We start from the raw sequence: 26746 nt of genomic DNA, 5'->3' as shown, positions 1-26746 counted from the left end.
GCACGGGCACGGCAGGAGAGTTCATCCTGGTCTCACAGGTCGGGATGCTTGGCCGCGAGGCGGTAGCTGCCCGAATGGAAGACGAGCGGTTCGCCCCCAGGGGCGTCGTAGTGTTCGACCTCGCCGATCACGATGACGTGGTCGCCCGCGTCGAGGCACTGCACGGTACGGCACTGGAAGCGGGCGACGGACCCTTCCAGCACGGGCGTTCCGGCGACCCCGTCGCCGATCCGGGCGCCGGCGAACTTGTCGTCGGCCGGGGTGGCGAACTGGCGGGAGAGATGGTGCTGGTCGGAGGCGAGGATGTTGACCGCGAAGTGCGTGGCGGACGTGAAGTCTGGGGTACTCGGCTGGTTCTTTCCGGGGCACCACAGCACCAGGGGCGGATCCAGCGACACCGAGGTGAAGGAGTTCGCCGTCATGCCCACCCTGCGGCCGTCGGTGGCGCGCGCCGTGACCACCGTGACACCGGTGGCGTACTGGCCCAGGGCCTGGCGCAGGGCCCGTACGTCCACCGCGGAGCGCACCTGTGCCCGCTTCTCCGCCAGTAGCCGCCCGGTCTCCGCGGGCTCGGCCCACCAGGGGTAGAGGGTGCGGGGATCGTCGAAGCCGTTCACGAGGGCGGCCGCCGCCTCGGGGACCTCGGCCGCCTCGGCGATGAACTGCCGCTGGTGCGGCTGAAGCCCGGCCAGCAGGGCGTTCGTCCACGCCACGGACCACTGCGCCCAGCCGCGCCAGTAGCCGTCGAAGGTGCGCCGCATCCACGCCGGTGTGAAGTCGTCCTCACCGTGACGCAGGATGCTGTCCAGGTAGTGCTCGGCCGCCTGGGCCGCGTTGTTGGAGCCCTGTCCGGTGAGGGGATCGCACAGCACGATCGCGTCGGCCATCCCCAGCACATGCCGGCCGGAGGGGAGTTGGGCGACCGGCCGGCGTACCGTCGGGGTCAGCCGTCCGCGCAGGACGCCGCCCTCGTCGGTGAGGCTCGCCGTACGACAGCGCTCGTACTCGTCGGGGAAGAAGCGCTCCAGGATCTCCAGCGAGCGCCGAAGATGCTGCTCGGGTGTGCGTACGTCGTCCCAGCAGTCCATCGGTCCGTCCGGCACGCCCTCGAAGACCATGATCTCGCAGGGGCCGGTCACCGTGAGCGCGGGGAACGTGAAGTACTCGCCGACGCCGGGCACGATCCTCAGGTCGACGGCCGTGTCGCCGGGGCGGGGGAGTGCCCCGGTGACGTAGGTGAGGGCGAGCGCGCGGTGCGGCCGGTCGTAGGGGGAGCGCTCGGGGTCGCGGGGGAAGATCCGGCCCAGTTCCCCCTTCCCGGTCGCCACGACGACCAGGTCGTGCGTACGGGCGTACTCCTCCAGGTCGGCCGCGGTCGCCGCCCGCACGACGAGCCTGCCGCCGGACTGCTCGTAACGCTCCATCCAGGCGGCGCACTTGACCCGCTGGTCGACGGACTGGGCGGGCGCGTCCAGCGACGCGCTCCACGAGACGTCCTCCCCCACGAGGGACACGGCGATCCCGGAGATCTGCGGGCACTCCCCCTGCCAGTCGTCCAGGCCCAGCGCGCGCTCGGTGCGCAGACCCGTGTCGAACATGCACTGGCTGGACATGACCCGGCCGCGCCTGACCTCGTCCGGCCCGCGGTCGGTGACCAGGGTGACCTCGTAGCCGCGGTCCAGCAGACCGAGCGCCAGTTGCGTACCCGACTGCCCCGCGCCGATGACGGCGATGCTCCTCATGACCGTACTCCTGATGTTGCGTCAGGCCGCGACGGCGGCGAGGTAGTTCTCGGCGGACGCGGGGTCCATGAACCAGTGGAAGAAGTCACGGGGGTCGTCGAAACCGTTCGTGAACCGGCGCGCGATGCGCGGGCTGCCGGCCGCGGTGCCGAGCAGCTTGAGGACATGCTCCGGCGGGGCGCCCAGCAGGGCGTTCGTCCAGGTGGCGACGTACTGGGCGTAGTCCCAGTACCGCTCGAAGGTCTCCTGCAGAAAGGCCCGGTCGTACGGCCGGTCGCCGTGCTCCAGGATGCTCGCGAGGTACGAGGCCGCGCACTTGCTCGCATTGTTCGAACCCTGCCCGGTGATGGGGTCGTTGAGGACGACGACGTCGGCGAGACCGAGCACCGGCGCCCCGGAGGGAAGCTGTCCGACGGGCTTGCGCACGGTGGGCGGGAAACGGCCGGCCAGGACGCCGCCCGCGTCGGTCAACCGGACGTCGCCGAGGCGCTCGGCCTCCCAGGGGACATGGGTGCGGACGATCTCCAGGGAGTGCTCGAGGTGCTCCTCGGGGGAGGTGATGCCCTTCCAGGAGTCGAGGGGGCCGCCGGGCACGCCCTCGAAGACCATGATGTCGCAGGGGCCGGAGGTGGTCAGCGCGGGGAAGGTGAAGTACTCGCCGACGCCCGGGATCATGTTGAAGCCGACGGCCGAGAAGTCGTCCCGGGGCGCCATGCCCGTGACGTAGGTGAGGGCGAGGGCGCGCTGCGGCGCGTCGAACGTCGACCGTGCGGCGTCGCGCTCGAAGAGGCCGGCGATCTCGCCCTTGCCCGCGGCGATGATCACGAGGTCGGAGTCGCGGGCGTAGGACTCCAGGTCCTCGACCTCGGCTTCGCGCAGCTCGGTCTTGCCGCCGCGGCGCTCGAACTCCTCCAGCCAGGCCGGCATCTTGACGCGCTGGTCCACGGAGCGGGCCGCCGCGTCCAGCCGGGACGCCCAGGTGAAGGCACGGCCGCCCTGGCCGTCCGGCACGGTGAACGAGATGCCCTCGACCGGGGGGCACTTGGTGTCCCAGAAGTCCAGGCCCAGGTTCCGCTCGTGTGCGAGGGCGGTGCCGAACATGCACTGGCTGGACATCACGCGGCCCTCGCGGATCTGCTGCCCGGTGCGGTTGGTGACGACGGTGACGTCGTAGCCGTGGTCCAGCAGCCCGACACCGAGCTGGAGGCCGGCCTGCCCGGCGCCGATGATGGTGATCTTGCGCATGTGGTGGACCTCCGGTCCGGAAGGGGGATGAGCGGGGTTCGTACGGGGAGCCGTTGTCGCTGGGAGCGCAGCGGGGCTACTCCGCGAGCCGGGGGATCGCGGGGACCAGGCCCTCGGGTCCGATGGCCGAGTAGCCGCCGTCCACCGCCCAGTCCGCTCCGGTGACGAAGGACGCCTCGTCGGAGCAGAGGAACGTGACGACCCGGGCGACCTCCTCGGGGTCGCCCACGCGGCCCAGCGGATGGAAGGGCGCGGCGACCCGGTTCGTCTTCTCCCGGTCTCCACCGGTGAGTTGGTCCATCACCTTCGACCAGGTCCAGCCGGGACTCACCGAATTGACGCGGATGTTGTCCGCGGCCAGGTCGGCGGCCATGTTGCGGGTGAGCTGGACGAGGGCTGCCTTGCTCACCGGGTACAGCCAGCGACCCGGCTGGGCGACCTTGCCGGAGATCGACGTGAAGTTGACGATCGCGCCGCCGCCCTGGGCGAGGAAGTGCGGGTGCACGGCTTGGGCGAGCACGGCCGCGGCGGCCACGTTCACGTCGAGGGCCTCAAGCCACTGGGCACGGGTGGAGGCGAAGCCGTCGTCGACGTACGAGCACGCCAGGTTCACCAGGATGTCCAGCCGGCCGAACCTGTCGACCGCCTGCGCGACCAGATCGGCGACCTGGGCGTCGTCGGTGATGTCGGCCGGCACGAAGAGGAGACCGTCCCCTATTTCCTTTGCCAATTCGAGGCCGCCGTCCTTGTCGATGTCTGCGACGACGACGTTCGCCCCGGCTGCGTGAAATGCACGCACGACCGCTTTTCCGATAATGGTTGACCCGCCGGTAACCAGAACGGTCTTGACCGACAATCCACTCATGCTGTCTCCTGGTCTTTGTCGGGAGTTGCCGAAAAATTAGGCCTGGTCGGGCAGAGCCGCTATCCGGATGACGCGGCGCACCGTCCAGATCCCGCTCCCGTCGCCCGGAGGTCCTGATGTCGTCCACCGAAGTGCTCCCACTGACGGGGCACGAGCGCTTCCGCACCACTCAGGTGGAGGAGGCGCAGGCGCAGGTGGGGCGCGCCTTCTGCCCGCACGACCTGCGTGTGGTCAACCGGTCGGCGCGGCTGGACGCGCGGATGCACGGTGTGGCGTTCGGCGACACCGGCCTGTACTACCTGGACTACGGCGCCGATGTGATGATCACGCCGGGTGCGCTCGAGGACTTCTATCTCGTCCAGATCCCGCTCGCGGGGGCCGCCGAGATCGCCTGCGGCCGTGAGCAGATCGTGTCGACGCCCCGTCTGGCGTCCGTGCCCGCACCCACCGATCATCTGGCCATGCGCTGGCACGAGGGCACCCCCCAGCTGATCGTCTGGGTGCGCCGGACCGCGCTGGAGGAGCACCTGGGCAAGCTGCTCGGCCGGCAGCCCAGGCAGCCGGTGCGGTTCGACCTCGGCATGGACCTCACCACGCCGGCCGCCCGCTCATGGCTGGCCGTCGTCGACCTGCTGCGTCGTGATGCGGACAACCCCGGTGGCATGCTGGGCCGGCAGCTGATCGTCAAGCAGTTGGATGCGCTGCTGACCTCGCAACTGCTGATGGCCCAGCCGCACAACTACAGCCCCGCCCTGCACGGCGAGCAGCCCCGGGTGGCCCCCCTCGCCGTCCGCAAGGCGATGGAGATCATCGAGTGCCATGCCGCCGAGCCGCTCACCGTGGAGGACGTGGCCGAGGCGGTCGGGGTGAGCGTGCGGGCCCTCCAGGAGGGCTTCCGCCGGCATGTCGGGACGACACCCGTGTCGTATCTCCGTGAAGTGCGGCTGGACCGGGTGCGGGCCGAGCTCAAGGCGGCCGCTCCGGGCCTGGTGACGGTCACGGATGTCGCCTATCGCTGGGGCTTCTTCCACCCGGGCCGCTTTGCCATCGCCTACCGGGAGAGGTTCGGCGAGCACCCTTCGCAGACGTTGCGCGGCTGACCCGGGGCCATGTGCGGGCTGGTGGCGCAGTCCGGCTCCGCCCGACGGACGGCGCCTCGGGGGCCGTCGTAACGCTCCATGGGCGACAGCCGGCGCGGAGACGATTCGTGTGCAGGGAGCGCCCGCGTCGACCGACTCCAATTCGAGGAGCACCGTCCGGTGGCCGTGCCATGCATGTATGTAACGTGCGGTCCAAATGCTTTATGGACGATGACGGCAAACTCGGATTCCACGGTGGGAACGGGACACGACTCCGCCGGCAACCCGCAGGATGCCGGCGGCCCCGTCATACGCCGCAGTCGGGGTCAGCCCTCCTGCGGGGGCACGAGCGCGAGTACACGGCACGGGGACCCGGAACCGTTGACGATCGGCAGCGGGGCCGCGATCAGGACCGCCCCCGTGACCGGCAGGCGGTCCAGGTGGCGGAGCTGGGTCAGCCCGTACTTTCCGGTACCGAGCAGGAACGAGTGGCAGGGGAACGGCGGTTCGAAGCCCATCGCCGCACCGGCGTCCGTGCCGACCGTCTCGACGCCCATGCCCAGGATCCCCGTCTCCTCGGCCAGGTACCGGGCGGCGGCAGGGGTCAGGCCCGGAGTGCGGGGGCCGTTCTCACCGAGGTTGGCGAACGCCGCCGGGTCGTCGGCGTACCGGGACCAGCCGGTGCGGTACAGCAGCCAGGAACGCTCCGGCAGCGGGCCGTGCTCCTCCTGCCAGGCCCGAAGGTCGGCGACGTCGAGCAGGTGGGCCGGGTCGGCCGACACCTCGGCCGTCCGGTCTATGACCACCGCGGGGCCGACGAGCCGCTGGGCCGGAACCTGGGAGACGTCGTCCAGGTCCTTCCCGGTCACCCAGTGGTTCGGCGCGTCGAAGTGGGTGCCCGTGTGCTCACCGGTGCGGAAGTTGTTCCAGTACCAGGCCGGACCGCGGTCGTCGAACCGGCTGATCTCCTCGAGCTCGAAACGGGCCGTCTGGCCCATGGACTCGGGGAGCTCCAGGATCGGGGTCCCGGCGTGCAGGGGAGCGGTGAGGTCGACGACCTCGATGGAACCGGAGGCGAGCTGTTCGGCGACCGCCGCCAGGTGGACAGCGGAGGTGATGACGTCGCTCATGCGCGTGGTCCTTCCGGGAGGAGTGCTGTGCGTGGCGACGAGCATGACCGCGCGGACGCGCCGATCGAAGACCCCTCCGCGCTCAGCGGACCGATCCCGCGCTGGACGGATAGCCCGCACCCGGACACGGTCCTAAGGTCACCGCAACATCGCACGAAATCCGCCCCAGCCGGCCTCCCACGGCCGCAGCGCGGTTGCGATCTTCGAGCCGGGGCCGCGGGGCCGGCTCCCCAGAGCAAGGAGGCAACGATGGCGGAGCGATCATTCGCCGCCGAGATCGGAAAGCTGCGGCAAGGAGCGGGATCCACGTTCAGTGGAGAGGGCATCCTCGCGGTGACCAAGGCGCTTCTGCAGTCCGGCGTCGCCTACGTCGGCGGCTACCAGGGTGCGCCCATCTCCCATCTGATGGACGTGCTCGGCGACGCGCACGAGGTGCTCTCCGAACTGGACGTGTACTTCGAGAACAGCGCGTCCGAGGCGACGGCGGCCGCGATGCTCGCGGCGTCGGTCCACCAGCCGCTGCGGGGCGCGATCACCTTCAAGTCCACCGTCGGCACGAACGTCGCCTCGGACGCGCTGGCCAACCTCTCCAGCGGCGGAGTCACCGGCGGCGCGCTGGTCATCGTCGGCGAGGACTACGGCGAGGGCTCCAGCATCATGCAGGAACGCTCGCACGCCTTCGCGATGAAGTCCCAGATGTGGCTGCTCGACCCCCGCCCCAACCTGGGGGCCATCGTGGACGCGGTCGAGGCCGGCTTCGAACTGTCGGAGGTCAGCAACACGCCGGTGATGCTGCAACTGCGCCTGCGCTCCTGCCATCTGCACGGCACGTTCACGGCCAAGGACAACCGGCGGCCCCGGATGACCGTCAAGGACGCCATCGAGAACCCCCGCCGCGACCTGAGCCGGGTCGTTCTGCCGCCGGCCACCTTCCTCCACGAGAAGGAGAAGCACGAGGACCGCTGGCCGGCCGCCGTCCGCTTCATCAAGGAACGCGGTCTCAACGAGGTCTTCGGCAACGGGGCGGCCGACGTCGGCATCATCGTCCAGGGCGGGCTCTACAACACCCTCAACCGCTCCCTCGAACTGCTCGGCGCCTCCGACCCGTACGGCCGTACCAGCGTGCCCCTCTACGTCATGAACGTCACCTATCCCGTGGTGGACGACGAGATCCTGGACTTCTGCGCCGACAAGAGGGCCGTACTGCTGCTGGAAGAGGGGCAGCCCGACTACATCGAGCAGAACCTGCACGCCGTCCTGCGCCGCGCCGGCAGCGACACCGTGCTGCACGGCAAGGACCTGGTGCCCACGGTGGGCGAGTACACCTCCACGGCGATGACCAAGGGTGTCGCGGAGTTCCTCCGCACCTACCTCCCGGCGGCGGTCGCGCACGAACCCTCGCTGCTGCTCCCGGAGTCCGACCCCGCCAGCCCCTTCGCACCGCGCATCGCCGCACCCGAGATGCGTCAGCGCCCGCCGGGCCTGTGCACCGGCTGCCCCGAACGCCCGATCTTCAGCGCCCTGAAGCTCGCCGAGCGGGAGACCGGGCAGCACCACATCAGCGCCGACATCGGCTGTCATCTCTTCGCCGTCAACGAACCGTTCAACCTCGGCGCGACCACGATGGGTTACGGCCTGGGGTCCGCGGGCGCCTCGGCACTCAACTCCAAGGACGCCGACCGGCGCACCATCGCGATCATGGGCGACGGCGGCTTCTGGCACAACGGACTCACCAGCGGCGTCGGCAACGCCGTCTTCAACGAGAACGATCAGCTGCTCGTCGTGGTCGACAACGCCTACAGCGCCGCGACCGGCGGTCAGGACGTCCTCTCCTCACAGGCCGACAACCCGATCCGCTCGACCAAGCACCCGATCGAGAAGGCCGTGCGGGGCATCGGCGTGCGCTGGAGCCGCACCGTCACCAACACCTACAAGGTCTCCGCGCTGCGCGACCTCTTCGTCGAGGCGCTGACGACCAGGGAACCCGGGCCCAAGGTGGTCGTCGCGCAGAGCGAGTGCCAGCTCAACCGGCAGCGCCGGGTGAAGAAACAGCGGACCGCCGACCTCAGGGCGGGCAAGCGCGTCGTCCGCGAACGGTTCGGCGTCGACCCGGAGACCTGCACGGGCGACCACGCCTGCATCCGTATCTCCGGATGCCCGTCCCTGACCATCACCGACAACCCCGACCCCCTGCGCACCGACCCCGTCGCCACCGTGCTCGACAGCTGCGTCGGCTGCGGGGTCTGCGGGGCCAACGCGCACGCCGCGGTCCTGTGTCCGTCGTTCTACCGGACGGACGTCGTGCAGAACCCGACCCGGTGGGACCGGTTCCTCGCCGCGGTCCGCAACCGCTGGATCGCGATGGCATCCAAGGGCCTGGAGGCCCGTGCGGCACGTTACGAGGTGACAGCCCGATGACCGCGACACAGTCGCAGAGCACGTACGGCACGAGCCGGCGCGGCGGACAGCGCCCGATCACCCTGGCGATCCTCGCCATGGGCGGCGAGGGCGGCGGCGTCCTGGCCGACTGGATCGTCGAGGTCGGCGAACACGCCGGCTGGGCCGCGCAGAACACCTCGGTCGCCGGCGTCGCACAGCGCACCGGCGCGACCGTCTACTACGTGGAGCTCCTTCCCCCGCCCCCCGAGGGCGCGCCCTCGGGCGGCCGCACCGAACCGATCCTGAGCCTTTTCCCCACACCGGGCGAGGTCGACATCGTCATCACCTCCGAACTCATGGAGTGCGGTCGCGCCGTCCAGCGCGGGTTCGCCACCCCCGACCGCACCACGCTGATCACCTCGACCAACCGGACCTACTCCGTCGACGAGAAGATCGCGCCCGGCGACGGCCGGGTGGACGCCGACGAACTCTTCGCCGCCGCGCAGCGCGCCGCGAAGACCCTGGTGGCGGCCGACTTCGCCACCATGGCCGAGAGCGTGGGGAGCGTCATCAGCGCCTCCCTCTACGGCGCCCTCGCCGGGTCCGGCGCCCTGCCGTTCACCCGGGAACAGTTCGAGGCGCCGATCCGGTCCTTCCCCAAGGCGGCGGAGCGGTCGCTGGAGGCCTTCGCCCTCGCCTACACGGACGCCGCGAACCAGGTGGCCGAGGGCACGAAGCCGGCCGCCGAACCGCCGGCCGGGCCCCCGCCCCGCTCCGGCGGGCCGGTCCCGGTGACCATCGGACGCCGCCGACCGGAGACCGCCGAGGACCGCAAGCAGGCCGCCGAACGCGAACGCGCCCGGATCGCGCTGACCGACCCGGCCTCCCTCGTCGGACCGGCGCTCACCGCCCACGCCCTGCGCGCCGCGGAACTGCCCGCCGCCGCACGCTCGACGGCGCTGCACGGCGTCGTCCGCACGGCCGTCTACCAGAGCCCCGAGTACGCCGACCAGTACCTCACCCGGGTCGCCGCGGTGGCCGCCCTCGACCCCGACGCCGACGGCGACGCGGCGCTGACCCGCGAGGCCGCCCGGCACATCGCGCTGTGGATGTGCTACCAGGACACCATCCAGGTCGCCCTGCAGAAGACCCGCAACCGCCGCATGGAGCGGGTCCGCGAGGAGGCGAAGGTCGGCGACGGACACCTCGCACAGGTCCGCGAGTACCTCCACCCCCAGGTGGAGGAGATCACCGACACCCTCCCCGCCGGCCTCGGGTCGATCCTGCTGCGCTCGAAACTCTTCGGACGGCTCGTGCACACCGCCACCGACCGCGGCATCGTGCTCAACACGACCTCCGTCACCGGCTACACCGCGCTCGCGGTACTGGCCCGGATGCGGCCGCTGCGCCCCAGGTCGCTGCGGTTCGTCCGGGAGCAGGAGGCGATCGACGCCTGGCTGGAGCTCGTCCGCACCACGGCGGCGAAGGACGCCGCCCTGGCCCGCGAGATCATCGAGTGCCAGCAGGTCCTCAAGGGCTACGGAGCCACCTACGCCCACGGCGGCGAGAGCTTCGACCTGCTGATGGCGGCCGCCCGCGAACTCCCGCTCTCGGACACCGGCGCCGAACGGCTCAGGAGCCTGCGCGCCGCGGCCCTCGCGGACGAGGACGGTGCGAAGCTGCGCGCCGAACTCGCGGCACGGCCGACGCCGGTCGGCTGACGCGGCTTCGGACCCCGCGCCGACGGCCGCCCCGGCAGGAGACACACTGCCGGGGCGGCCGACCGTCGGTCCAGGTGTACGAGGATGTGCGATCCGGGCCCCGGCCCGCGGTGAGTCGCAGGAGGGTCAGGGGGTCCGCTGGAGCGGTTCGGCGGCGTTCGTTCTGTCGGGCGTCCTCGGCTGTGTGGACCAGTAGGAGGCGGCATGGGCGAGGGCCCGGCCCTCCAGGGTCGTGACCATCCGTTCGAAGAGCTGGACGGCGGCGGGGCCGCTCCAGTCCTCGGCCAGCACCTCGCGCGGCAGTCCGGGGTCCCGGAACGGCAGCTTGCGCCAGTGGTCGATCACGGAGAGGTACGTGACGAAGGCGTGCGTCCCCGCTATGACGCCGGCCTCGGCGAGGCGGTCCGCCTCCCCTTCGTACTCGCTGAGGAACTCGCGGTAGCGCTGGTCGATCCCGTCCAGGTCCCAGCCGCCTCGGACCATGCTCGGCAGCGCCTGCCCGGCGACGTAGTCGCCGACGAAGACGGCGCACTGTTCGGTGAGTTCCAGTTCCGCGATGGCGCGCTGCGCGGCCGGGAGCATCCGCGCGGGGGCGATCCAGACCGCCGATCCGATGTTGCCGAAGCCCAGGGAGGTCAGGTGGGCGGTGAGCTGGTGGCGCAGGGCGCGGGCGGACTCGGGCACGGAGAAGTTCACGAAGCACCAGCCGTCGCCGAGATCGGCCGGCTGCCGCGCGTGCCAGATGACCTCGTCACCGGTGGCGAGCGCCTCCAGCGCGGCCGGCGTCAGCGCGTAGCCGCGCATTCCGGAGCGGCTCTCCGACACCAGCCAGCCGCGCTTCTTCAGCCGGAAGACGGCCGTCCGGACGCTGGGCGCGTCCAGGCCCGTCTCGGTCAGGAGCTCGACGGCGCCGGCGATGGGCATCCAGTTGCCCATCTTGCGCACGATCGCGCCGAGGAAACTGACGAGCACGGTCCGTGAACGACGCGCGGCTGCGGTGGGCCGGTCGCCCTTGGTTACGGTCATCGCAGTCAGTATGCCGGACGGGCATCAGGTGACCGGCCCGCCCTGCTCAGTGCGGCGACCCACTCCCGCGGCCACGGTGTGCTCCCGGCGCCGCCGCGGTGGTCGCGGCCGATGTGGGCGGTGACGTAGCGACCGTGCGCGGCCCGGCCGCGCGGGCGGCCGGAGAACTCCTCGCCCCAGACCTCGAAGGTGAAGGTCATCGAGCTGGTGCCGATCCGGGTCAGCTCGACGGCCGTGGACACGTCCTGGCCGAAGAACAGAGGCGCTTCGAAGTCCACCTCGTAGTGGACCCGGGGCGCGACCGGGAAGTAGCCGTGGAGGCCGAGCCCGTGCATGAGCGAGGCCTCCGCGGCTTCCACGAGACGCACGACCGTGCTGTTGTGGTAGATCCCCGCGGCATCGGTGTCGATCCACTCGATACGTGTCCGGTGCACGCCCACCGGGTTCGAGGTCCGAGACGAGGTGGTCACGCGGACACCGTGGAGGACAGCGGAGTCCAGCGCAGGTGCACGTCGTCGGCGGCTCCCTCACGCAGCAGCGACAGACGCGGCGGGATCTTGTCGGTGCGCGAGGCGGGCGGCTTGCGGCGGCCCGCCTGCCACTGCACCGGCCACTGCGCGCCCGCACCGCGGTACTCCTGCTCCGCGGCGGCCTGCAGGGTCCACTGCGGGTTGTACAGGTGGGTGCGGCCCAGGGCGCACAGGTCGGCCCGCCCGGCGAGCAGGATCGAGTTCACGTCGTCGTACGAGGAGATGGCGCCGACCGCGATCACCGGCACCCCCGCGGGACCGGCCGCCTTGTGGCGGATCTTGTCGGCGAAGGGGGTCTGGTAGGAGCGGCCGTAGGCCGGTTTCTCGTCCTTGGCGACCTGGCCGGAGGAGACGTCGATGGCGGCCGCGCCGTGCTCGATGAACGCGCGGGCGATGTCCACGGCGTCGTCCTCGGTGTTGCCGTCCGGCATCCAGTCGGTCGCCGAGATCCGGATGGTGACCGGGATGTGCGGCGGGACGACCTGGCGTACGGCGTCGAAGACCTCCAGGGGGAACCGCAGCCGGTTCTCCAGGGATCCGCCGTACTCGTCGGTGCGCTCGTTGGCGATCGGGGAGAGGAAGGAGGAGAGCAGGTAGCCGTGGGCGGCGTGCACCTCGATGAGGTCGAAGCCCGCCTGGACGCCGCGCGCGGCGGCGGCCGCGAAGTCGGCGACCACCTTGTCCAGGTCCGCGCGGGTGGCCTCCCGGGGGACGTGGCAGTCGGCGCCGTACGGGATCGCGGACGGGCCGATCAGCTCCCAGTTGCCGTCGTCGAGCGGCTGGTCGATGCCCTCCCACATCAGCTTGGTCGAGCCCTTGCGGCCCGAGTGGCCGAGCTGAAGACCGATCTTCCCCGTGGTCCCCCCGTGGACGAAGTCGGTGACGCGGCGCCAGGCGTCGCGCTGTTCGTCGGTCCACAGTCCCGGGCAGCCGGGGGTGATCCGCCCCTCGGGCGACACGCACACCATCTCGCTCATCACCAGACCGGCTCCGCCCAGTGCCTTGGAGCCCAGGTGCACCAGGTGGAAGTCACCGGGGACGCCGGAGACCGACGAGTACATGTCCATCGGCGAGACGATGATGCGGTTCTTCAGGTCGAGCGGGCCGATCCGGACCGGCTGGAACATCGCCGGGGCGACCTCGGGAGCCCGCTGATGCCGGGCGAACTCCGCCTCCATCCGCGCGGCGAACCCGGCGTCGCGTTCCTTGAGGTTCTCGAAGGTGATGCGCCGCGAGCGGGTGAGCAGGTTGAAGACGAACTGCGCCGGATCCTGGCCGGCGTACATGCCGATGTTCTCGAACCATTCCAGCGACGCCTGCGCGGCCCGCTGGGTCGACTCGACGACGGGCTTGCGCTCGGTCTGGTAGGCGGCCAGCGCCTCGGCCACGGTCGGCTGTTCGTGCAGACAGGCGGCCAGCGCGAGGGCGTCCTCCATGGCGAGCTTGGTGCCCGAGCCGATCGAGAAGTGCGCGGTGTGCGCCGCGTCGCCGAGCAGCACCACATTGCCGTCGTACCACCGCTCGTTGCGGACCGTCGTGAAGTTCAGCCACTTCGAGTTGTTGGTGAGGATCCGGTGGCCCCTGAGCTCGTCGGCGAAGATCTCGCCGATCCGTGCGACGGCGTACTCGTCGGAGACTCCCGGCGGGAACACCTGGTCCTCGGTCCGGTCGAAGCCGGCGCGCCGCCAGACGTCCTCGTGCATCTCCACGATGAAGGTGGAGCCGCTGTCGGAGTAGGGGTAGCCGTGGATCTGCATGGTGCCCCACTCCGTCTGCCTGACGAAGAACTGGAACGCCTCGAAGACCAGGTCGGTCCCCAGCCAGATGTACTTGTTGCGCCGCCGGTCCAGCGACGGCCCGAAGACATCGGCGTACTTCGTGCGGATCGCCGAGTTGAGACCGTCGGCGGCCAGCACCAGGTCGTACGAGGCGCGCAGCTCGTCCACGTCGGGCGCCTCGGCGCGGTAGTGGACGGTGACCCCGAGCTCGGCGGCACGCCCCTGGAGGATCTGCAGCAGCTCCTTGCGGCTCATCGCCGCGAAGCCCTGGCCGCCCACGGTGAACCGGCTGCCGTCGACCTCGATGTCGATGTCCGTCCAGCGGGCGAACCGGCTCTCCATCGCGGAGTGGACGACGTCGTCGGCGTTGTCGATGCCGCCCAGGGTCTCGTCGGAGAAGACGACGCCGAAGCCGAAGGTGTCGTCCGGCGCGTTGCGCTCCCAGACGGTGACCTCGTGCGCCGGGTCGAGCTGCTTCATCAGAGCCGCGAAGTACAGCCCTCCGGGCCCGCCGCCCGCGATAGCGATCCTCATGACTGGTCCTCCACGGTCCTACCGAGCACGGTCCTACCGAGCACGGTCCCACCGAGCTCGAAATGCTGGGGTTCGCCGCCGCACGGGCGCGGCAGCGAGGGCGACAGGGTCATCCGTGTCCTCCCGGGGAGGCGCCGTTCCGGGCGGCGCGGATCATCCCCTCCTGGACGACGGTGGCCAGATGGGTGCCGTCCGGGGTGAAGAAGCGTCCGGAGGCGAGGCCGCGCCCCGCGGCGGCGGCGACCGCTTCCTGGGCGTAGAGCAGCCAGCCGTCCGCCACGCCCGGATCCGGGGCGCGGTGGAACCACATCGCGTGGTCGAGGCTGGCGGTGACCAGCCCCTCCTGCGCCCAGGGCAGACCGAGCACACGCAGCACGGGCTCGAGGATCGTGTAGTCGCAGACGTAGGCGAGGGCGGCCGTGTCGCGCTGTGCGTCGGTGAGCCCGTCGACCGGCCGCAGCGCGTCGAACGGCTTGACCCAGACCGCCTGGTGGGGCTCCCGGCTGCCCTCGACCGTGAGGTAGACGGGGCCCGGCACATGGCGCATGTCGAAGCCGCGGCCGCCGCGCCAGTAGTCCTTGGAGACCTCGGTCATCGTCCCGCCGGCCCGCTCGGCCAGGTAGTCCGAGGAACTGGGCAGGTCCTCGGGGACGGGCAGGTCCGCGCCGCCCAGCCAGTCGGGGAGGCCGGCGGTGTGGCTCGCACCGGGCTCGCCGGCCGCGAAGTTGGCCAGACAGACGTAGAGCACCTTGCCGTTCTGGTACGCGCGCACCTGCCGGGTCGCGTAGCCGCGGCCGTCGCGCAGCACCTCCACCTCGTACCGCACCTCGGCGCCGATGTCGGCGGGCCGCATGAAGTAGGAGTGCATGGAGTGCAGCGTCTTGCCGTCGTCGACGGACCTCATCGCCGCGGCCGCGGCCTGGGCGACCAGGTCGCCGCCGTACGCCTTGGGCCACGGGCAGGGCTGGGTGACCGCCGTGAAGGCGAGGTCGAAGGAGTGGGCCTCGGCGGGGGTCAGGGTGACGGCGGCCGTGAAGACCTCCGAGGTGACGTCGGTCATCAGGGCCGGTCCAGCCAGTCGCGCAGGTCGGCGTCCGCGACCTGAGGGAGGTTGACCACGAGGTTCTCGGGCGTGCGGGTGGTCATCCAGGTCAGCGGCTTGTTGCGGTCGAGGTTGCACTCGACGTGGGGCAGGAACGGCGGGACGAAGACCCAGTCCCCCTCCGCCATGTCGATGTAGTCCTCGAACTTCGCGCCGAAGTAGATCCGGGCGCGGCCGGAGAGCACATAGCCGCCGGTCTCGGCCTCGCCGTGGTGGTGGGGCACCGACCGGTAGCCGCTGTCGTTGTGGACCTTGCCGAACCAGATCTTCGTCGCCGGGGTGTGCTGGATGCTCACGCCCGAGATCCGGGTGGCCCCGGCGGACTGCCCGGTGTCCCCGGGTTCCGCTCCGGCCCGCGTGACGACCGGTACCACCAGGCCGCCGGCCGTGGCGTACAGGGAGTTGTCGCCCTCGAGGACGTACTGGCTGGGATCGGGGTTCATGGGGACTCCTCGTCGCTGGATGAGTGAGTGGGGCGTTCGTCAGTCCGTGAAGCGCACGGTGTTGCGCAGCGTGCCGATACCGGGGATCTCGGTCTCCACGACATCGCCGTCGGCGAGGAACCGCTTGGGATCCCGGGCCACTCCGACGCCACCCGGTGTGCCGGTCAGCACGAGGTCGCCGGGGCGCAGCACGGTGAAGGCGGAGATGTACGCGAGCAGGTCGGCGGAGTCGAACACGAGGGTCTTGGTGGTGTCGCGCTGGACCTCCTCGCCGTTGACCCGGCAGATCACCTCCAGGCCCGCGGTGGGGTCGATCTCGTCCGGCGTGACGACCACGGGGCCGACGGGGGTGGACGCGTCCCAGGCCTTCCCCTGGAACCACTCCAGGGTCCGGTACTGCCAGTCGCGCACCGAGACGTCGTTCGCCACGGTGTAGCCGGCGATGCCGGCGAGCGCGGTCGCGCGGTCCGCGTGGCGCAGGGTCGCGCCGACCACGACGGCCAACTCGGCCTCCCAGTCCACCTGGAGGCCCCTCGGTAGCACGATGTCGGCCTCGGGACCGGTGAGCGTGTCGGCGTACTTGGGGAAGAGCGTGGGGTACCGGGGCAGTTCCCGCCCGGTCTCGCGGATGTGATCGGCGTAGTTCAGTCCGCAGCAGATCACCTTGCCCGGAGCGGGCAGCGGAAGCACGGGTACGGCGTCGCCGAGCACCGCGCCGGCCTGCTCCGCCGTCTGCCGCGGGGGCACCGCTGCCAGCAGCGCCGACAGGTCGGCGGCCGGAAGCGCCCGCCAGGTGCCCTCGTGGAGCACCGCGGCGCTCGTACCGGCCGCATGGGCGACGGTCGCAAGACGCATGGACGTTCCCTCTCTTCCTCGCTCTGCTCTGTCGTGGGCTTCGTATATTCCATTATTTCTACGACCGTCACATCGATGTCAATAGATGCTACGGTGTGGCGCAGACAGAACGGACCCCGCAACGTCACGCAGGAGCTCTCCATGGCGACCCACTCGGCCCCGGTTCCGATCAATCCCGCGTCCCTGGCCAAGCCCAGCGGCTACTCGCACGGAACGCTCAGTGGCAACACGCTCCACCTCGGCGGCCAGACGGCCCTCGACCGGGACATGAAGATCGTCCCCGGCGGTATCGTCGAGCAGTTCCGGCAGGCGTTCGGCAACGTCCTCGCCACGCTGGCGGAAGCGGGAGGCATCCCGCAGGACCTCGTCAGCATCACGATCTTCCTGACCGACATCCCCGACTACCAGGCGCACGGGAAGGAGATCGGCGAGGTGTGGCGCGAGCTCGCGGGCCCGGTCTACCCCGCGATGGCCGGCATCGGCACCACGGGGCTGTGGCAGCCCGAGGCCATGATCGAGATCGTCGGCGTCGCGGTCATCCCCGACGAACGCCTCGTCAGGCCCGTGGCATCCTGAGTTCTCCATCGGTTCTCCGTTCTCCGCCTGTGACGTCCGTCGTGATGCTGAAACATCTGACGCCCCTCATGGGCGGCTCTCATGTCTGCCCTCCAGCCGCAGCGGGCTCCGAGCGCGAGTGGGACGGCCGTGATCGGCCGTCCCACTGTCATGCGTCCGCGCCGCGGCGCCCCACGTCGATGGCGCCGATCGCAGGGTCGGGAAGACGGGAAGAGGTGTCATCGCCGGAGCGAGCGGCGGTCCCGGCGCAGCAGATGCTGGGCGACGAGGTGTCCCGACCCGCCGCCGAGTCCGGGACCGGGGTGCGTCGAGGCGCCGATGTGCCACAACCCCGGCACCGGGGTCGCGTGCCGGCCGGTGGCCGGCAACGGACGCCACAGAAGGTTCTGGTCCAGCTCGGCGGAGCCGCCGTACGGGTCGCCGGCGACGGCGTTCGGGTTGGCCGCGTGCAGATCGACGGGCGTGACGACGTCGAAGGAGAGCAGCTTCTCCGGCAGATCGGGAGCGTGTCGCGCGACGCGTGCGATCACCCGGCGGGCATATCCCTGCGCCAGGTCCTTGGTCCAGCCGCCGGACACGTCCAGCTCGTCCCCGGAGTCGCCGATCGGCGCGAACGGCAGTTCCTGGAGCTGGAGCCACAGGGCCGCGGCACCCTCCGGAACACGCGACGGATCCAGTACGTGCTGCTGTCCCACCACCACGGTCGGCCGACGGGGCAACAGCCCCGCCTCGGCCTCGGCACAGGCGATGGCCGTGCTCGCCGAACCGTCGCTCAGATGCAGCAGGGGAACGGTGGCCAGACGGTCGTCGTTCCAGGTGAGGGGGGAGGAGAGAGCCACGTGGATCTGCATCGCGGCCCGGCCGTGGCGGAACCGGTCGGCCTGCGCGCGGACGACGGGGGAGACCGCGGCACCGGCCGGCAGGAGCTCGTTGTACAGCGCGGACGGGGTGACGGAGGCCAGGACGGCACGGCGGGCGCGCAGCGTCTCACCGTCGCAGACGACACCGACGGCGCGGCCGTCGCCGTTCACCACGATGCGCTCCACGGCGCAGCCGGTACGGATGTCCACCTTCGACTCGGTGAGCAGCGCCCGGAAGGCATCCACGAAGCGACCGGCGCCGCCCTCGACGACCGGCAGTCCGAAGCCGTGGAGGGTGGCGGCCAGGATCGGGATCATGAGGCCGCCGGAGGCGTGGTCGGGCGAGAGCCCGGCGTGCAGCAGCCAGGGCGCCCACAGAAGGTCGGCCTCGTCGCCGCGGAACTCGCGGCGGCAGTAGGAGCGGCCGCTGGTGAGGGTGTCCCGCAGCCAGGTCTCGGTGCCGGCCAGCTTCTCGTGGCGCAGCAACTTGGCTGCATGGCGCAGGACTTGGGGCGAGCGCAGCTCGCTGCCGAGGAAGCCGCCGATCGCGTCGGCGTTGTCGAGGAAGCGCTGCAGCATCGCCAGGTAGGCGGTGGAGTCCTCGGGGTGGGCGAACTCCGCGGCGGTCGCCTGCGGGTCGCGGTGCGCCACCACCACACGCCCGTCGTCCTTGACCGTCGCGGTGACGACACCGTCGGCGTTCAGGTAACGCAGGCCGTGCCGATGCAGATCGGCGCCCAGCGCGGCGTACGCGCCACCCGAGACGAACAGGGGATGCCAGGAGGAGTACGTGTCATGCAGGTACCCGGGGACGGTGCGCTCCTCGGTCGCGATGAAGCCGCCCAGCCGGTCGGCACGCTCGATCAACGCGACCGACCAGCCGGACTTGGCGAGCTCGGCGGCGGCAACCAGGCCGTTGATCCCGGATCCGACAACGATCACGTCGACGGTGCTGGCCATGAGTGCTCCTGTGGTGTGTCGAGAAAGGGTGGGCCGAAAGTCCGCGGGATCACCGAAGGCCAGGCGGGAAGGCTGCACAGAAAATAGAGGACGGTGCATTTTCCGGCTATCCACTGAGCGCGGTTCTCTGTCCATGTGACGCGGCGTCCGGCAGCTTGCAAAGTGATGGGGAAATTCGACCGCAGGCCGATTATCGTGGTGCTCCTTCTCCCTGTGTAATCGGCATGTATTCGCGAATCCAGTGGTCCGGCAGGGTGGGAATGTTCACGGCTTCCCGGCGGTCGTCCGACTCGCGCCCGCCCTGCTCACCAGCCAGGCGCCGAGCGCCGCCAGGAGGGCTGCCGCCAGCGCGTACACCGGGAGCCAGAGCGTCGTCGTCGACGCCAGACAGTCGTCGACGGCGTGCCGGCTCTGGTCGCTCTGCGCGTACGCCAGCGCGGCGCTGTCCTGGCCGCCCAGGCCGCTGAGAGCGGCCTGCGCCTGGAGTGACGCATAGCTGCCCAGACGGGCGCACTTGGTGCGGGTGCCCGACATCGGGAAGAACCAGGCCCAGCGTTGCATGGCGGGGGCCACTGCGAGGGCCACGCACAGACCGACGACCAGTGAGTAGGCCGTCAAGCTCCGCGTGTACTCGGACCTCGCACCCGGCGTGGGGACGGGCGGACGGGTGAAGGAGAAGATCACCGCGAGCAGGGTGAGGCCGAGGTAGGTGGAGAACCACTGCCACGAGCCCGACGCGAGCGCGAACGCGAGTACGCCCGCCAGCGCGGTGCCCAGCACCCCGGCCCGATTGCCGGCTCCCCGGTCCGCGCCGTTGGTCACGGAGCCCTGGGCGCCTGGGCGGCTGCGGTCGTCCATGTTCTCTCTCCTGCCTGACTCCGGGCCGCCAGTCTCCGACCGCACCCCGCTCCGGGTTCTCGCACCATGCCGCTGCACCAGTCCCCTCGCCCGGTTGGCCGACACGCCGTATCGGACGTGCGCACCGCGCGGTGCGGCGCATGCGGCAGCGGTTTCTGGGTCACTGCCCGGGAACTGAGCGGATGGCTGGGCATGACAGGCTCGTCGGCCGGCTGCGGGTCCGGGATCCGTGGATCGAGGAGATCGTCGCGGCTGGTTTCCTCGGGGTGGAGCTGCGGGTGAAGGACGAGCGGGGCGAGTGGGTCGGCAGCGCCGGGGCGCGCGGGCTGGGCCGGAGCACCGAGCCGCTGACCGGCGGTCACTTCCGCGTCGGCAGCAGCACCGAGAGCTTCGTCGCGACCGTGGTGCTCATGCTGGTGGCCGAGGGCAGGATCGGCCTGGACCGGCGGATCACCGTGCGGATGCTGCTGCAGCACACCAGCGGGATCTTCAACCACACCGGCGAGCTCTACGAGGACGGAACGAACGTGCCGGGGGTCACCTGGCGGGGCAAGGAACGGGTGGACAACCGATTCCACACCTACCTGCCCGAAGAGCTGGTACGGCTGTCGTTGTCCAAGCCGGCCCGGTTCGCGCCGGGGACGGACTGGAGCTACGCCAACACCAACTACGTACTGGCCCGGCCGGCGATCGAGAAGGTCACCGGCCGTTCGTTCGCCGAGGAGCTGCGGCGGCTGATCCTGGGGCCGTTGGGGACGACCGGCACCGTGGCGCCGGGCACCTCGTCGGAGATCCCCGAGCCTCACCACCACAGTTACCTGGACCGGATGCCCGGCCTCGGCTTCAGTCCCGACTACGTGGCCGCGCAGCGCGAGGCCCTGGTGCTGGCCCGGGCGCCGGCAGGCCTGGGCCAACGCCTCGGCCCAGTACAAGCTGATCAACAACCATCGCGCCGACCAGGCATCGATCGCGGCCCGGCTGACCGCGCTCACCGAGACCGGACTCCGCTCCGCAGGCGTACCCATCCCCCGTCAATGAAAGGGGCCTGACGGCACGTCGGCTCCGAATCTCATCGCCACCGTTGACGACACGGCCGGAAAACCCTCATGCTCAGGCCAAGCCGGTGTCATCGATGACACAAGTCAACGATGACATCCCTGAAGCCCGCAGAACAGGAGGCGAGGCCCCATGAGCTCGGTGCGTGTGGTCCGGCATGCCCGCACACGGATGATCGCGGCCGTGGCAACCGTCTGCGCCCTGTCGGCGGCGCTGCTCGCCCCTCAGGCCGTCGCCGCCGACACTCCGCCGTACTCCGAGACCTACCGGCCCCAGTTCCACTACACGCCGCAGACGAACTGGATGAACGACCCCAACGGCCTGGTGTACTTCAAGGGCGAGTACCACCTCTTCTACCAGTACAACCCCCACGGCGCCTCCTGGGGCGACATGTCCTGGGGGCACGCGGTGAGCACGGACCTCGTGCACTGGAAGCAGCTGCCGCTCGCCCTGTCGTACGACGACGAGGAGATGGTGTTCTCCGGCAGCGCGGTGGTCGACCGGGACAACACCACCGGGTTCGGCACCAAGGAGAACCCGCCCATGGTGGCGATCTACACCAGCCACGCCCCGTCCACCGGCACCCAGGCGCAGTCCCTCGCCTACAGCACCGACCGCGGCCGCACCTGGACCAGATACGCCGGCAATCCCGTCATCGACATCGGGTCGAAGGACTTCCGTGATCCGAAGGTCCAGTGGTACGCCCCCACCCGGAGCTGGCTGATGACGGTCTCGCTGTCCGCCGAGCACAAGGTGCGGTTCTACTCCTCCAAGAACCTCAAGGACTGGACGCAGCTCAGCGAGTTCGGGCCGGCCGGAGCGACGGGCGGAGTGTGGGAGTGCCCCGACCTGTTCCCCCTCGCGGTCGACGGCGACAAGAAGCACATCAAGTGGGTCCTGGTCGTCAACATCAACCCCGGTGGCATCACCGGCGGTTCGGGCGCCCAGTACTTCGTGGGCGACTTCGACGGCGAGAAGTTCACCGCGGACGACCCCGGTACGTACACCCCGCCCGCCGGTACGGTCGTACAGGACTTCGAGGACACGGGCTTCGGCACCTGGACGACCACCGGGACAGCGTTCGGTGAGGGGCCGGCAGCGGGGACCCTGGACGGGCAGGGAGCGGTCACCGGCTTCGACGGGAAGGGCCTCGCCAACAGCTTCCACGGCGGAGACGCCACCACCGGGACCCTCACCTCACAGCCCTTCACTGTCACCGGCTCCTACCTCAACTTCACCGTCGGCGGCGGCAACCACCCGCACCAGGACGGGACCGTGCCGGAACGGGGAGCCACACCCGAGGGGACGGTTCTCGCCGACTTCGAGGGCGGCACCTACGGCGGCTGGACGACGACCGGCGACGCGTTCGGCACCGCGCCCGCCTCCGGCACGCTCCCCGACCAGCAACAGGTCACCGGCTGGCTGGGCGACGGCCTGGTCGACAGCTACCTCTACGGCGACTCCACGACCGGAACCCTCGCCTCGCCCGAGTTCACCGTCGACAAGGACTACATCGACTTCCTCGTCGGCGGCGGCAATCATCCCGCCGATTCCCCCGACCCCACCGCCGTCGAACTCGTCGTGGACGGCAAGGTGGTCCGCAGCACCACCGGAAACGACGACGAGGCGTTGGACTGGGCCTCCTGGGATGTCAGGGAACTCGCGGGGAAGCAGGCGCGGATCCGGATCGTCGACGACAACACCGGTGGCTGGGGCCACATCAACGTCGATCACGTCGTGCTGTCCGACACCCGGGCGCGGCCCGTGTCCCGGGAGACCTCCGTCAACCTGCTCGTCGCCGGTCAGGTCGTCCGCAGCGCCACCGGCTCCAACAGCGAAAGCCTCGACTGGGCCTCCTTCGACCTGCGCCCCTACGCCGGGAAGCAGGCGCGGATCCAGATCGTCGACAACAACACCGCCGGCTGGGGCCACATCCTGGCCGACCGCTTCACCCTCGCGGACGCTCCCGCCAGGTCCGTCGTGCAGCGCGCCGACTGGGCCGACTACGGAAAGGACTACTACGCGGCCGTGTCCTGGGAGGACACCCCGGACGGCAAGCGGTACATGATCGGCTGGATGAACGACTGGGAGTACGGCGGGTCCGTCCCCACCTCCCCGTGGCGCGGCGCGCAGAGCATCCCCCGCGAGATGGCCCTGCGTACGGTCGACGGCCGGATCCAGCTGACCAGCCAGCCGGTGAAGAGCGTGGCCTCCCTGCGCACAGGGAAGGAGCTGACGGTGTCCGGCACCACCCTCACCAGCGCCTCCCGTTCCCTGGCCGGCCCCCTGGCCGACGGGAAGGCACTCGACATCGAGGCCACCTTCACCCCCGGGAGCGCCGAGCGCTTCGGCCTGAAGGTGCGCACCGGAGCCGACGGCCGGGAAACCGTCATCGGCTACGACACCACGACCCAGGAGCTGTACGTCGACCGCACCCACTCCGGCGCCGTGGGCTTCAGCAGCGCCTTCCCCGGAGTGCAGCGAGCCCCGCTCACGACCGAGAACGGCAAGGTGAAGCTGCGGATCCTGGTCGACTGGTCGTCCGTGGAGGTCTTCGGCGGCAGCGGCGAGGCCGTGATCACGGACCAGATCTTCCCCGACCCCGACGACCAGGGCGTGCAGGTCTTCGCCGAGAACGGCTCGGTGCGGCTGGACGAGGCCCTCGTCCGGCACCTCGGCTCCTACCGCGACTGACGCGGGCCGGGTCAGGGAAGTTCGGTCGCCGCTTCCGGTTCGGTCAGTACCGTGTGGATGCCCCGGGCCCGCAGGTCCTCGAGGATGCGCGGGTCCGCGGAGTCGTCCGTGACGAGGGTCCAGCCCTCGCGCAGCGGGGTCCACGCGTGGAAGGGACGGCGGCCGAGCTTCGCCGCGTGAGCGAGGACGTAGACGCGGTCGGCCCGCTGGGCCATCAGCTCCTTCAGCCTCGTCTGGCGCAGGTCGGCCTCGCAGATGCCGTGTTCGGCGGAGATGCCGTCGGTGCCGAGGAAGACACGGTCGAAGGTCATGCGTTCCAGGGCCGCCTCCGTGAGCGGTCCGACGAACCCCTGGCTGAGCGGGCGGAGTGTGCCACCAAGGCACTCCACATGGATCGTGTCCACGTCGGAGAGCGCCTGGAGCGCGGTCAGACCGGTGGTCGCGACGGTGATGTCCTTGACGGTACGCAGTTCATGGGCGAGCGCCCCGACCGTGGAGCCGGCGTCGAGCAGCAGGGTCTCGCCCGGCCTCACCTGCTCGGCCGCCCAGCGGGCGATGGCCCGCTTCGCCGGGAACGCCTCCCCGATCCGCTGGCGCAGCGAGGCCTCCGGGTGGGCGCTCAGTGCCATGGCGCCGCCGTAGGTGCGGGCGAGGCGGCCGTCGTGGGTGAGTTTGGCCAGGTCGCGGCGGATGGTAGAGGCGGTGACGCCGAACCGCGCGGACAGTTCCTCGACACTCGCCAGGCCGGTGGTGGTGGCGAGGTGGACGATCCGGTCGCGCCGGGCCTTGGAGCCGATCGAAGGCATCGGTGTGGGTTCCTCTGGTGTTCCGTGGTGCCCTGTCATGCGGTGCGGGTGCGCTACGCCCCGCCGCTCAGCCGGCGGCCGGGGCGGCGGACATCTCTGCGGCCTGACGCAGGGCCTCGACCATGCTACCGGCCTCGGCACGGCCCGTTCCGGCGATGTCGAAGGCGGTGCCGTGGTCGACGGAGGTGCGGATCACGGGCAGTCCGACGGTGAGGTTCACCCCGGTCTCGATGCCGAGGACCTTGACGGGACCGTGGCCCTGGTCGTGGTACATCGCGACGATGAGGTCGTAGTCGCCGCGCGAGGCGAGGAAGAACGCCGTGTCCGCGGGGAGCGGGCCGCGGGCGTCGATGCCGTCGGCGCGGAGCGTCTCCAACGCGGGGACGATCTTCGTCTCCTCCTCGCCGTAACCGAACAGGCCGTTCTCGCCGGCGTGCGGGTTGATGCCGCAGACGCCGATCACCGGCTGCGCGACCCCGGCGCGCACCATCGCCCTGTGGCCGCGGCGCACGGTGCGCTCCACCAGACCGGGCTCGATGCGGTGGACCGCGTCGATCAGTCCGATGTGCGTGGTGACGTGGATGACCTTCACCTTGGGCGTCGACAGCATCATCGACACCTCGTCCACGCCGGTGAGATGGGCCAGCAGTTCGGTGTGGCCGGGGAACCGATGGCCGGCGGCGTGCAGTGCCTCCTTGTTCAGCGGTGCCGTGCAGATGCCCTGCACCTCGCCGCGCAGCGCAAGGTCGGCGGCGACCCGCACGTACTGGTAGGCGGCGTCGCCGGCCACGGCGGACAGTTCGCCCCAGGGCAGGTCGGGGGGCAGCAGTCCGAGGTCCACGACGTTGATGCGTCCGGGGGTGAACTCCGCCTGTGCGGGATGCTCGACCGGCGCGATCTCGCAGGTGACGCCGAGGACGGACGCCGCCTGCCGCAGGCGTTGCGCGTCGCCCACGACCACGGGCCGGCAGCGGCGCAGGGTGTCCGGGTGCAGCAGCGCCGGCACGATCACCTCCGGGCCGATGCCGGCGCCGTCCCCCATGGTCACCGCGACGACCGGGAGTGCGCGTGCGCCGGGCTCGGTCCGCTCGGAGGTGGTGGGGGTGGGGACTGCGTTCACGGGGTCACTCCTGTGGGATCGGTCGGAACGTGTCGTACGGAACCGGGGCGCAGGGCCCGGGCGATGCGCAGCAGCGAGTCGGACTCGCCGTAGCTGCCGGGGCGGGTGACGACGGTGCGGCCGTCGGGGGCGTGGGAGAGCACCGCGCCGTGGTGGATCTGGCCGACGGGCCGCAGCCGGGTGACGCGCAGCGCGTCCAGGACCCGGCGGGCGGTCTCGCCCCCGGTGAGCACGAGGTCGCTGTCGTGTGCCGCCTCGGTGACGGTCTCGGCGAGCGCGGCGGCGAGCCGGCGGGCCTGCGCGGGGCTCGGCAGACCGACGATGCGGACGACGGTGACCCCACCGGCCCGGACGTCGAGCCGCCGCCGGGACCGCAGCAGCTCATGGGTGGTGAGCGGGATGTGGTGGGCGCCCTCCGCGACGAGGTGGGAGACCTGCTCGGCGGCGGACGGCTCGGCCGTGCCGACGACGACCAGCAGGGACCGCCCGCGCCCACCGCCTGCCGGCGGGGCGGTGGCGGTGCCGGGCACCCCGAGGGCACGGCCGAGTGCGCTCGCGAGGCCGCCCGTGCCCAGCATCCGCGCTCCCGGACCCAGCTCGAGCGCCGCCGCGGCGATCGCGTCGAGGTCGGAGTCGGTCTCCGCATCGCACACCGGGTGCCGTGCCTGCGCGAAATGCGCAGCCAGTGCGTCCCGCAGCGCGTGGCGCGCACCGCGGACGACGGAGAGCGGCACCGGTGCGGTCGGCACGTCCCCGAGCGCTTCTGCGACGGAACGCGGCACCGGCGGGGACTCGGCCTGCCAGGCGCGGGTCGCGTGCAGCGGAACACCCCGCAGCCGGACGACGCCGTCCCGCACGGTGCGTCCCGCCGCCGGCAGGGCGGTCGCGATCACCAGGCCCCGGCACCCGTCCGCGTAGGCGGCGGCCTCCGCGGCGAGGTTGCCCCGCAGGAGTGAGTCGACCTTCTTGAACAGCAGCGTGTCGGTAGGGGCCGAGCGGGTCGCGGCGCGCACCGCACGCGCCGCGTCGGCACCCGGCAGCTGCCGGGAGTCGAGGTCGACGACGAGCGCACGCCCGCGGTCCGGGAGCGGGGCCCGCCCGGGGACCGGCCCGAGCAGCAGATCGGCCGGCGGGCGCAACGCCACCGCGGTCTCGGCGGCCCCGGTCAGGTCGTCGGCGAGGGCCAGGACGCGAAGGTCGGCGGAGACGAGGGACACGGGCACCTCCTCGGACGGTCCGGGCGGACCGCCTCGAGCACCGATGATGACATGACATGCGCGATGTGCGCGAGACCTCTTGCGCACATCGCGCAATCGTGCGACCTTTTCCGGCGCGACACCGTTCGTTTCCCGCCTGCCAGGCCCGCCCCGGGTCACCGCGAGAGCCG

Annotated in this window: 21 protein-coding genes; 6 read left to right on the top strand and 15 right to left on the bottom strand. The window is 71.1% G+C overall.

Features of this window, described 5'->3' with window-relative positions:
- Window positions 1–32: 32 nt before the first annotated feature.
- From ABZ464_RS21310 to ABZ464_RS21300, 3 genes are all read right to left on the bottom strand, one after another.
- Window positions 33–1742, bottom strand: a complete 1710-nt coding sequence (locus ABZ464_RS21310; protein WP_359279179.1) for a styrene monooxygenase/indole monooxygenase family protein — start codon at window positions 1740–1742, stop codon at window positions 33–35.
- Window positions 1743–1763: 21 nt separating this feature from the next.
- On the bottom strand, window positions 1764–2987 hold the full coding sequence (locus ABZ464_RS21305) for a styrene monooxygenase/indole monooxygenase family protein (protein WP_359279178.1): 1224 nt from the start codon (window positions 2985–2987) through the stop codon (window positions 1764–1766).
- A gap of 76 nt (window positions 2988–3063) precedes the next feature.
- Window positions 3064–3852, bottom strand: coding sequence for an SDR family oxidoreductase (locus ABZ464_RS21300; RefSeq protein ID WP_359279177.1), 789 nt, complete (start codon window positions 3850–3852; stop codon window positions 3064–3066).
- A gap of 116 nt (window positions 3853–3968) precedes the next feature.
- Here ABZ464_RS21300 and ABZ464_RS21295 point away from each other — a divergent pair, with 116 nt between their 5' ends.
- Window positions 3969–4952: an AraC family transcriptional regulator gene (locus ABZ464_RS21295; RefSeq protein ID WP_359279176.1), complete on the top strand. Its 984-nt coding sequence runs from the start codon at window positions 3969–3971 to the stop codon at window positions 4950–4952.
- Between the two features lie 305 nt (window positions 4953–5257).
- Here ABZ464_RS21295 and ABZ464_RS21290 read toward each other — a convergent pair whose 3' ends face one another.
- A complete protein-coding gene (locus ABZ464_RS21290; protein WP_359279175.1) occupies window positions 5258–6061 on the bottom strand; it encodes a cyclase family protein in 804 nt (267 codons plus the stop codon).
- A 249-nt stretch (window positions 6062–6310) separates the two neighbouring features.
- Between ABZ464_RS21290 and ABZ464_RS21285 the strand changes: the two genes are divergently transcribed.
- On the top strand, window positions 6311–8479 hold the full coding sequence (locus ABZ464_RS21285; protein WP_359279174.1) for an indolepyruvate ferredoxin oxidoreductase subunit alpha: 2169 nt from the start codon (window positions 6311–6313) through the stop codon (window positions 8477–8479).
- Complete coding sequence (locus ABZ464_RS21280; protein WP_359279173.1) at window positions 8476–10161, top strand: indolepyruvate oxidoreductase subunit beta family protein; 1686 nt, start codon at window positions 8476–8478, stop codon at window positions 10159–10161. The genes ABZ464_RS21285 and ABZ464_RS21280 overlap by 4 nt, the downstream gene beginning before the upstream one ends.
- Before the next feature lie 126 nt (window positions 10162–10287).
- On the opposite strand, the gene ABZ464_RS21275 is transcribed toward ABZ464_RS21280, so the two are convergent.
- The 6 genes from ABZ464_RS21275 to ABZ464_RS21250 form a co-directional block, all read right to left on the bottom strand.
- Complete coding sequence (locus tag ABZ464_RS21275) at window positions 10288–11187, bottom strand: PaaX family transcriptional regulator C-terminal domain-containing protein (protein WP_359279172.1); 900 nt, start codon at window positions 11185–11187, stop codon at window positions 10288–10290.
- A 5-nt stretch (window positions 11188–11192) separates the two neighbouring features.
- Window positions 11193–11657, bottom strand: a complete 465-nt coding sequence (locus tag ABZ464_RS21270) for a hotdog domain-containing protein (protein WP_359279171.1) — start codon at window positions 11655–11657, stop codon at window positions 11193–11195.
- Window positions 11654–14029: a bifunctional salicylyl-CoA 5-hydroxylase/oxidoreductase gene (locus ABZ464_RS21265; protein WP_359279170.1), complete on the bottom strand. Its 2376-nt coding sequence runs from the start codon at window positions 14027–14029 to the stop codon at window positions 11654–11656. The genes ABZ464_RS21270 and ABZ464_RS21265 overlap by 4 nt, the downstream gene beginning before the upstream one ends.
- 109 nt (window positions 14030–14138) lie before the next feature.
- On the bottom strand, window positions 14139–15089 hold the full coding sequence (locus ABZ464_RS21260; protein WP_359279169.1) for an acyl-CoA thioesterase domain-containing protein: 951 nt from the start codon (window positions 15087–15089) through the stop codon (window positions 14139–14141).
- Window positions 15089–15574, bottom strand: coding sequence for a cupin (locus ABZ464_RS21255; RefSeq protein ID WP_359279168.1), 486 nt, complete (start codon window positions 15572–15574; stop codon window positions 15089–15091). Before ABZ464_RS21255 ends, ABZ464_RS21260 begins: the two co-directional genes overlap by 1 nt.
- A 39-nt stretch (window positions 15575–15613) precedes the next feature.
- Window positions 15614–16429, bottom strand: coding sequence for a fumarylacetoacetate hydrolase family protein (locus ABZ464_RS21250; protein ID WP_359279167.1), 816 nt, complete (start codon window positions 16427–16429; stop codon window positions 15614–15616).
- A 141-nt stretch (window positions 16430–16570) separates the two neighbouring features.
- Between ABZ464_RS21250 and ABZ464_RS21245 the strand changes: the two genes are divergently transcribed.
- Entirely contained in the window at window positions 16571–17005 is a 435-nt protein-coding gene (locus tag ABZ464_RS21245; RefSeq protein ID WP_359279166.1) for a RidA family protein, read from the top strand.
- 218 nt (window positions 17006–17223) lie between these two features.
- Here the strand turns inward: ABZ464_RS21245 and ABZ464_RS21240 are convergent, their stop codons facing one another.
- A complete protein-coding gene (locus tag ABZ464_RS21240; protein WP_359279165.1) occupies window positions 17224–18825 on the bottom strand; it encodes an NAD(P)/FAD-dependent oxidoreductase in 1602 nt (533 codons plus the stop codon).
- Between the two features lie 264 nt (window positions 18826–19089).
- Window positions 19090–19683: a hypothetical protein gene (locus ABZ464_RS21235; protein WP_359279164.1), complete on the bottom strand. Its 594-nt coding sequence runs from the start codon at window positions 19681–19683 to the stop codon at window positions 19090–19092.
- Window positions 19684–19865: 182 nt separating this feature from the next.
- Between ABZ464_RS21235 and ABZ464_RS21230 the strand changes: the two genes are divergently transcribed.
- Window positions 19866–20732, top strand: coding sequence for a serine hydrolase domain-containing protein (locus ABZ464_RS21230; protein ID WP_359279163.1), 867 nt, complete (start codon window positions 19866–19868; stop codon window positions 20730–20732).
- A 139-nt stretch (window positions 20733–20871) separates the two neighbouring features.
- On the top strand, window positions 20872–23433 hold the full coding sequence (locus tag ABZ464_RS21225) for a GH32 C-terminal domain-containing protein (RefSeq protein WP_359279162.1): 2562 nt from the start codon (window positions 20872–20874) through the stop codon (window positions 23431–23433).
- A gap of 11 nt (window positions 23434–23444) precedes the next feature.
- Here the strand turns inward: ABZ464_RS21225 and ABZ464_RS21220 are convergent, their stop codons facing one another.
- From ABZ464_RS21220 to ABZ464_RS21210, 3 genes are all read right to left on the bottom strand, one after another.
- Window positions 23445–24239 (bottom strand): DeoR/GlpR family DNA-binding transcription regulator, encoded by a 795-nt coding sequence (locus tag ABZ464_RS21220; RefSeq protein ID WP_359279161.1) that lies wholly within the window; start codon window positions 24237–24239, stop codon window positions 23445–23447.
- A gap of 67 nt (window positions 24240–24306) precedes the next feature.
- Window positions 24307–25359 carry a 4-hydroxythreonine-4-phosphate dehydrogenase PdxA gene (pdxA, locus tag ABZ464_RS21215; protein WP_359279160.1) on the bottom strand — a complete coding sequence of 351 codons (1053 nt, stop codon included), beginning with the start codon at window positions 25357–25359 and terminating at the stop codon, window positions 24307–24309.
- Window positions 25356–26576 (bottom strand): four-carbon acid sugar kinase family protein, encoded by a 1221-nt coding sequence (locus tag ABZ464_RS21210; RefSeq protein ID WP_359279159.1) that lies wholly within the window; start codon window positions 26574–26576, stop codon window positions 25356–25358. The genes pdxA and ABZ464_RS21210 overlap by 4 nt, the downstream gene beginning before the upstream one ends.
- Window positions 26577–26746 lie beyond the last annotated feature (170 nt).

The sequence above is a fragment of the Streptomyces sp. NPDC005820 genome, from assembly GCF_040630255.1.
Lineage (GTDB): Bacteria > Actinomycetota > Actinomycetes > Streptomycetales > Streptomycetaceae > Streptomyces.
Note: the sequence above shows the minus strand (reverse complement) of the source record. Positions and strands in the feature narration are given on the sequence as shown.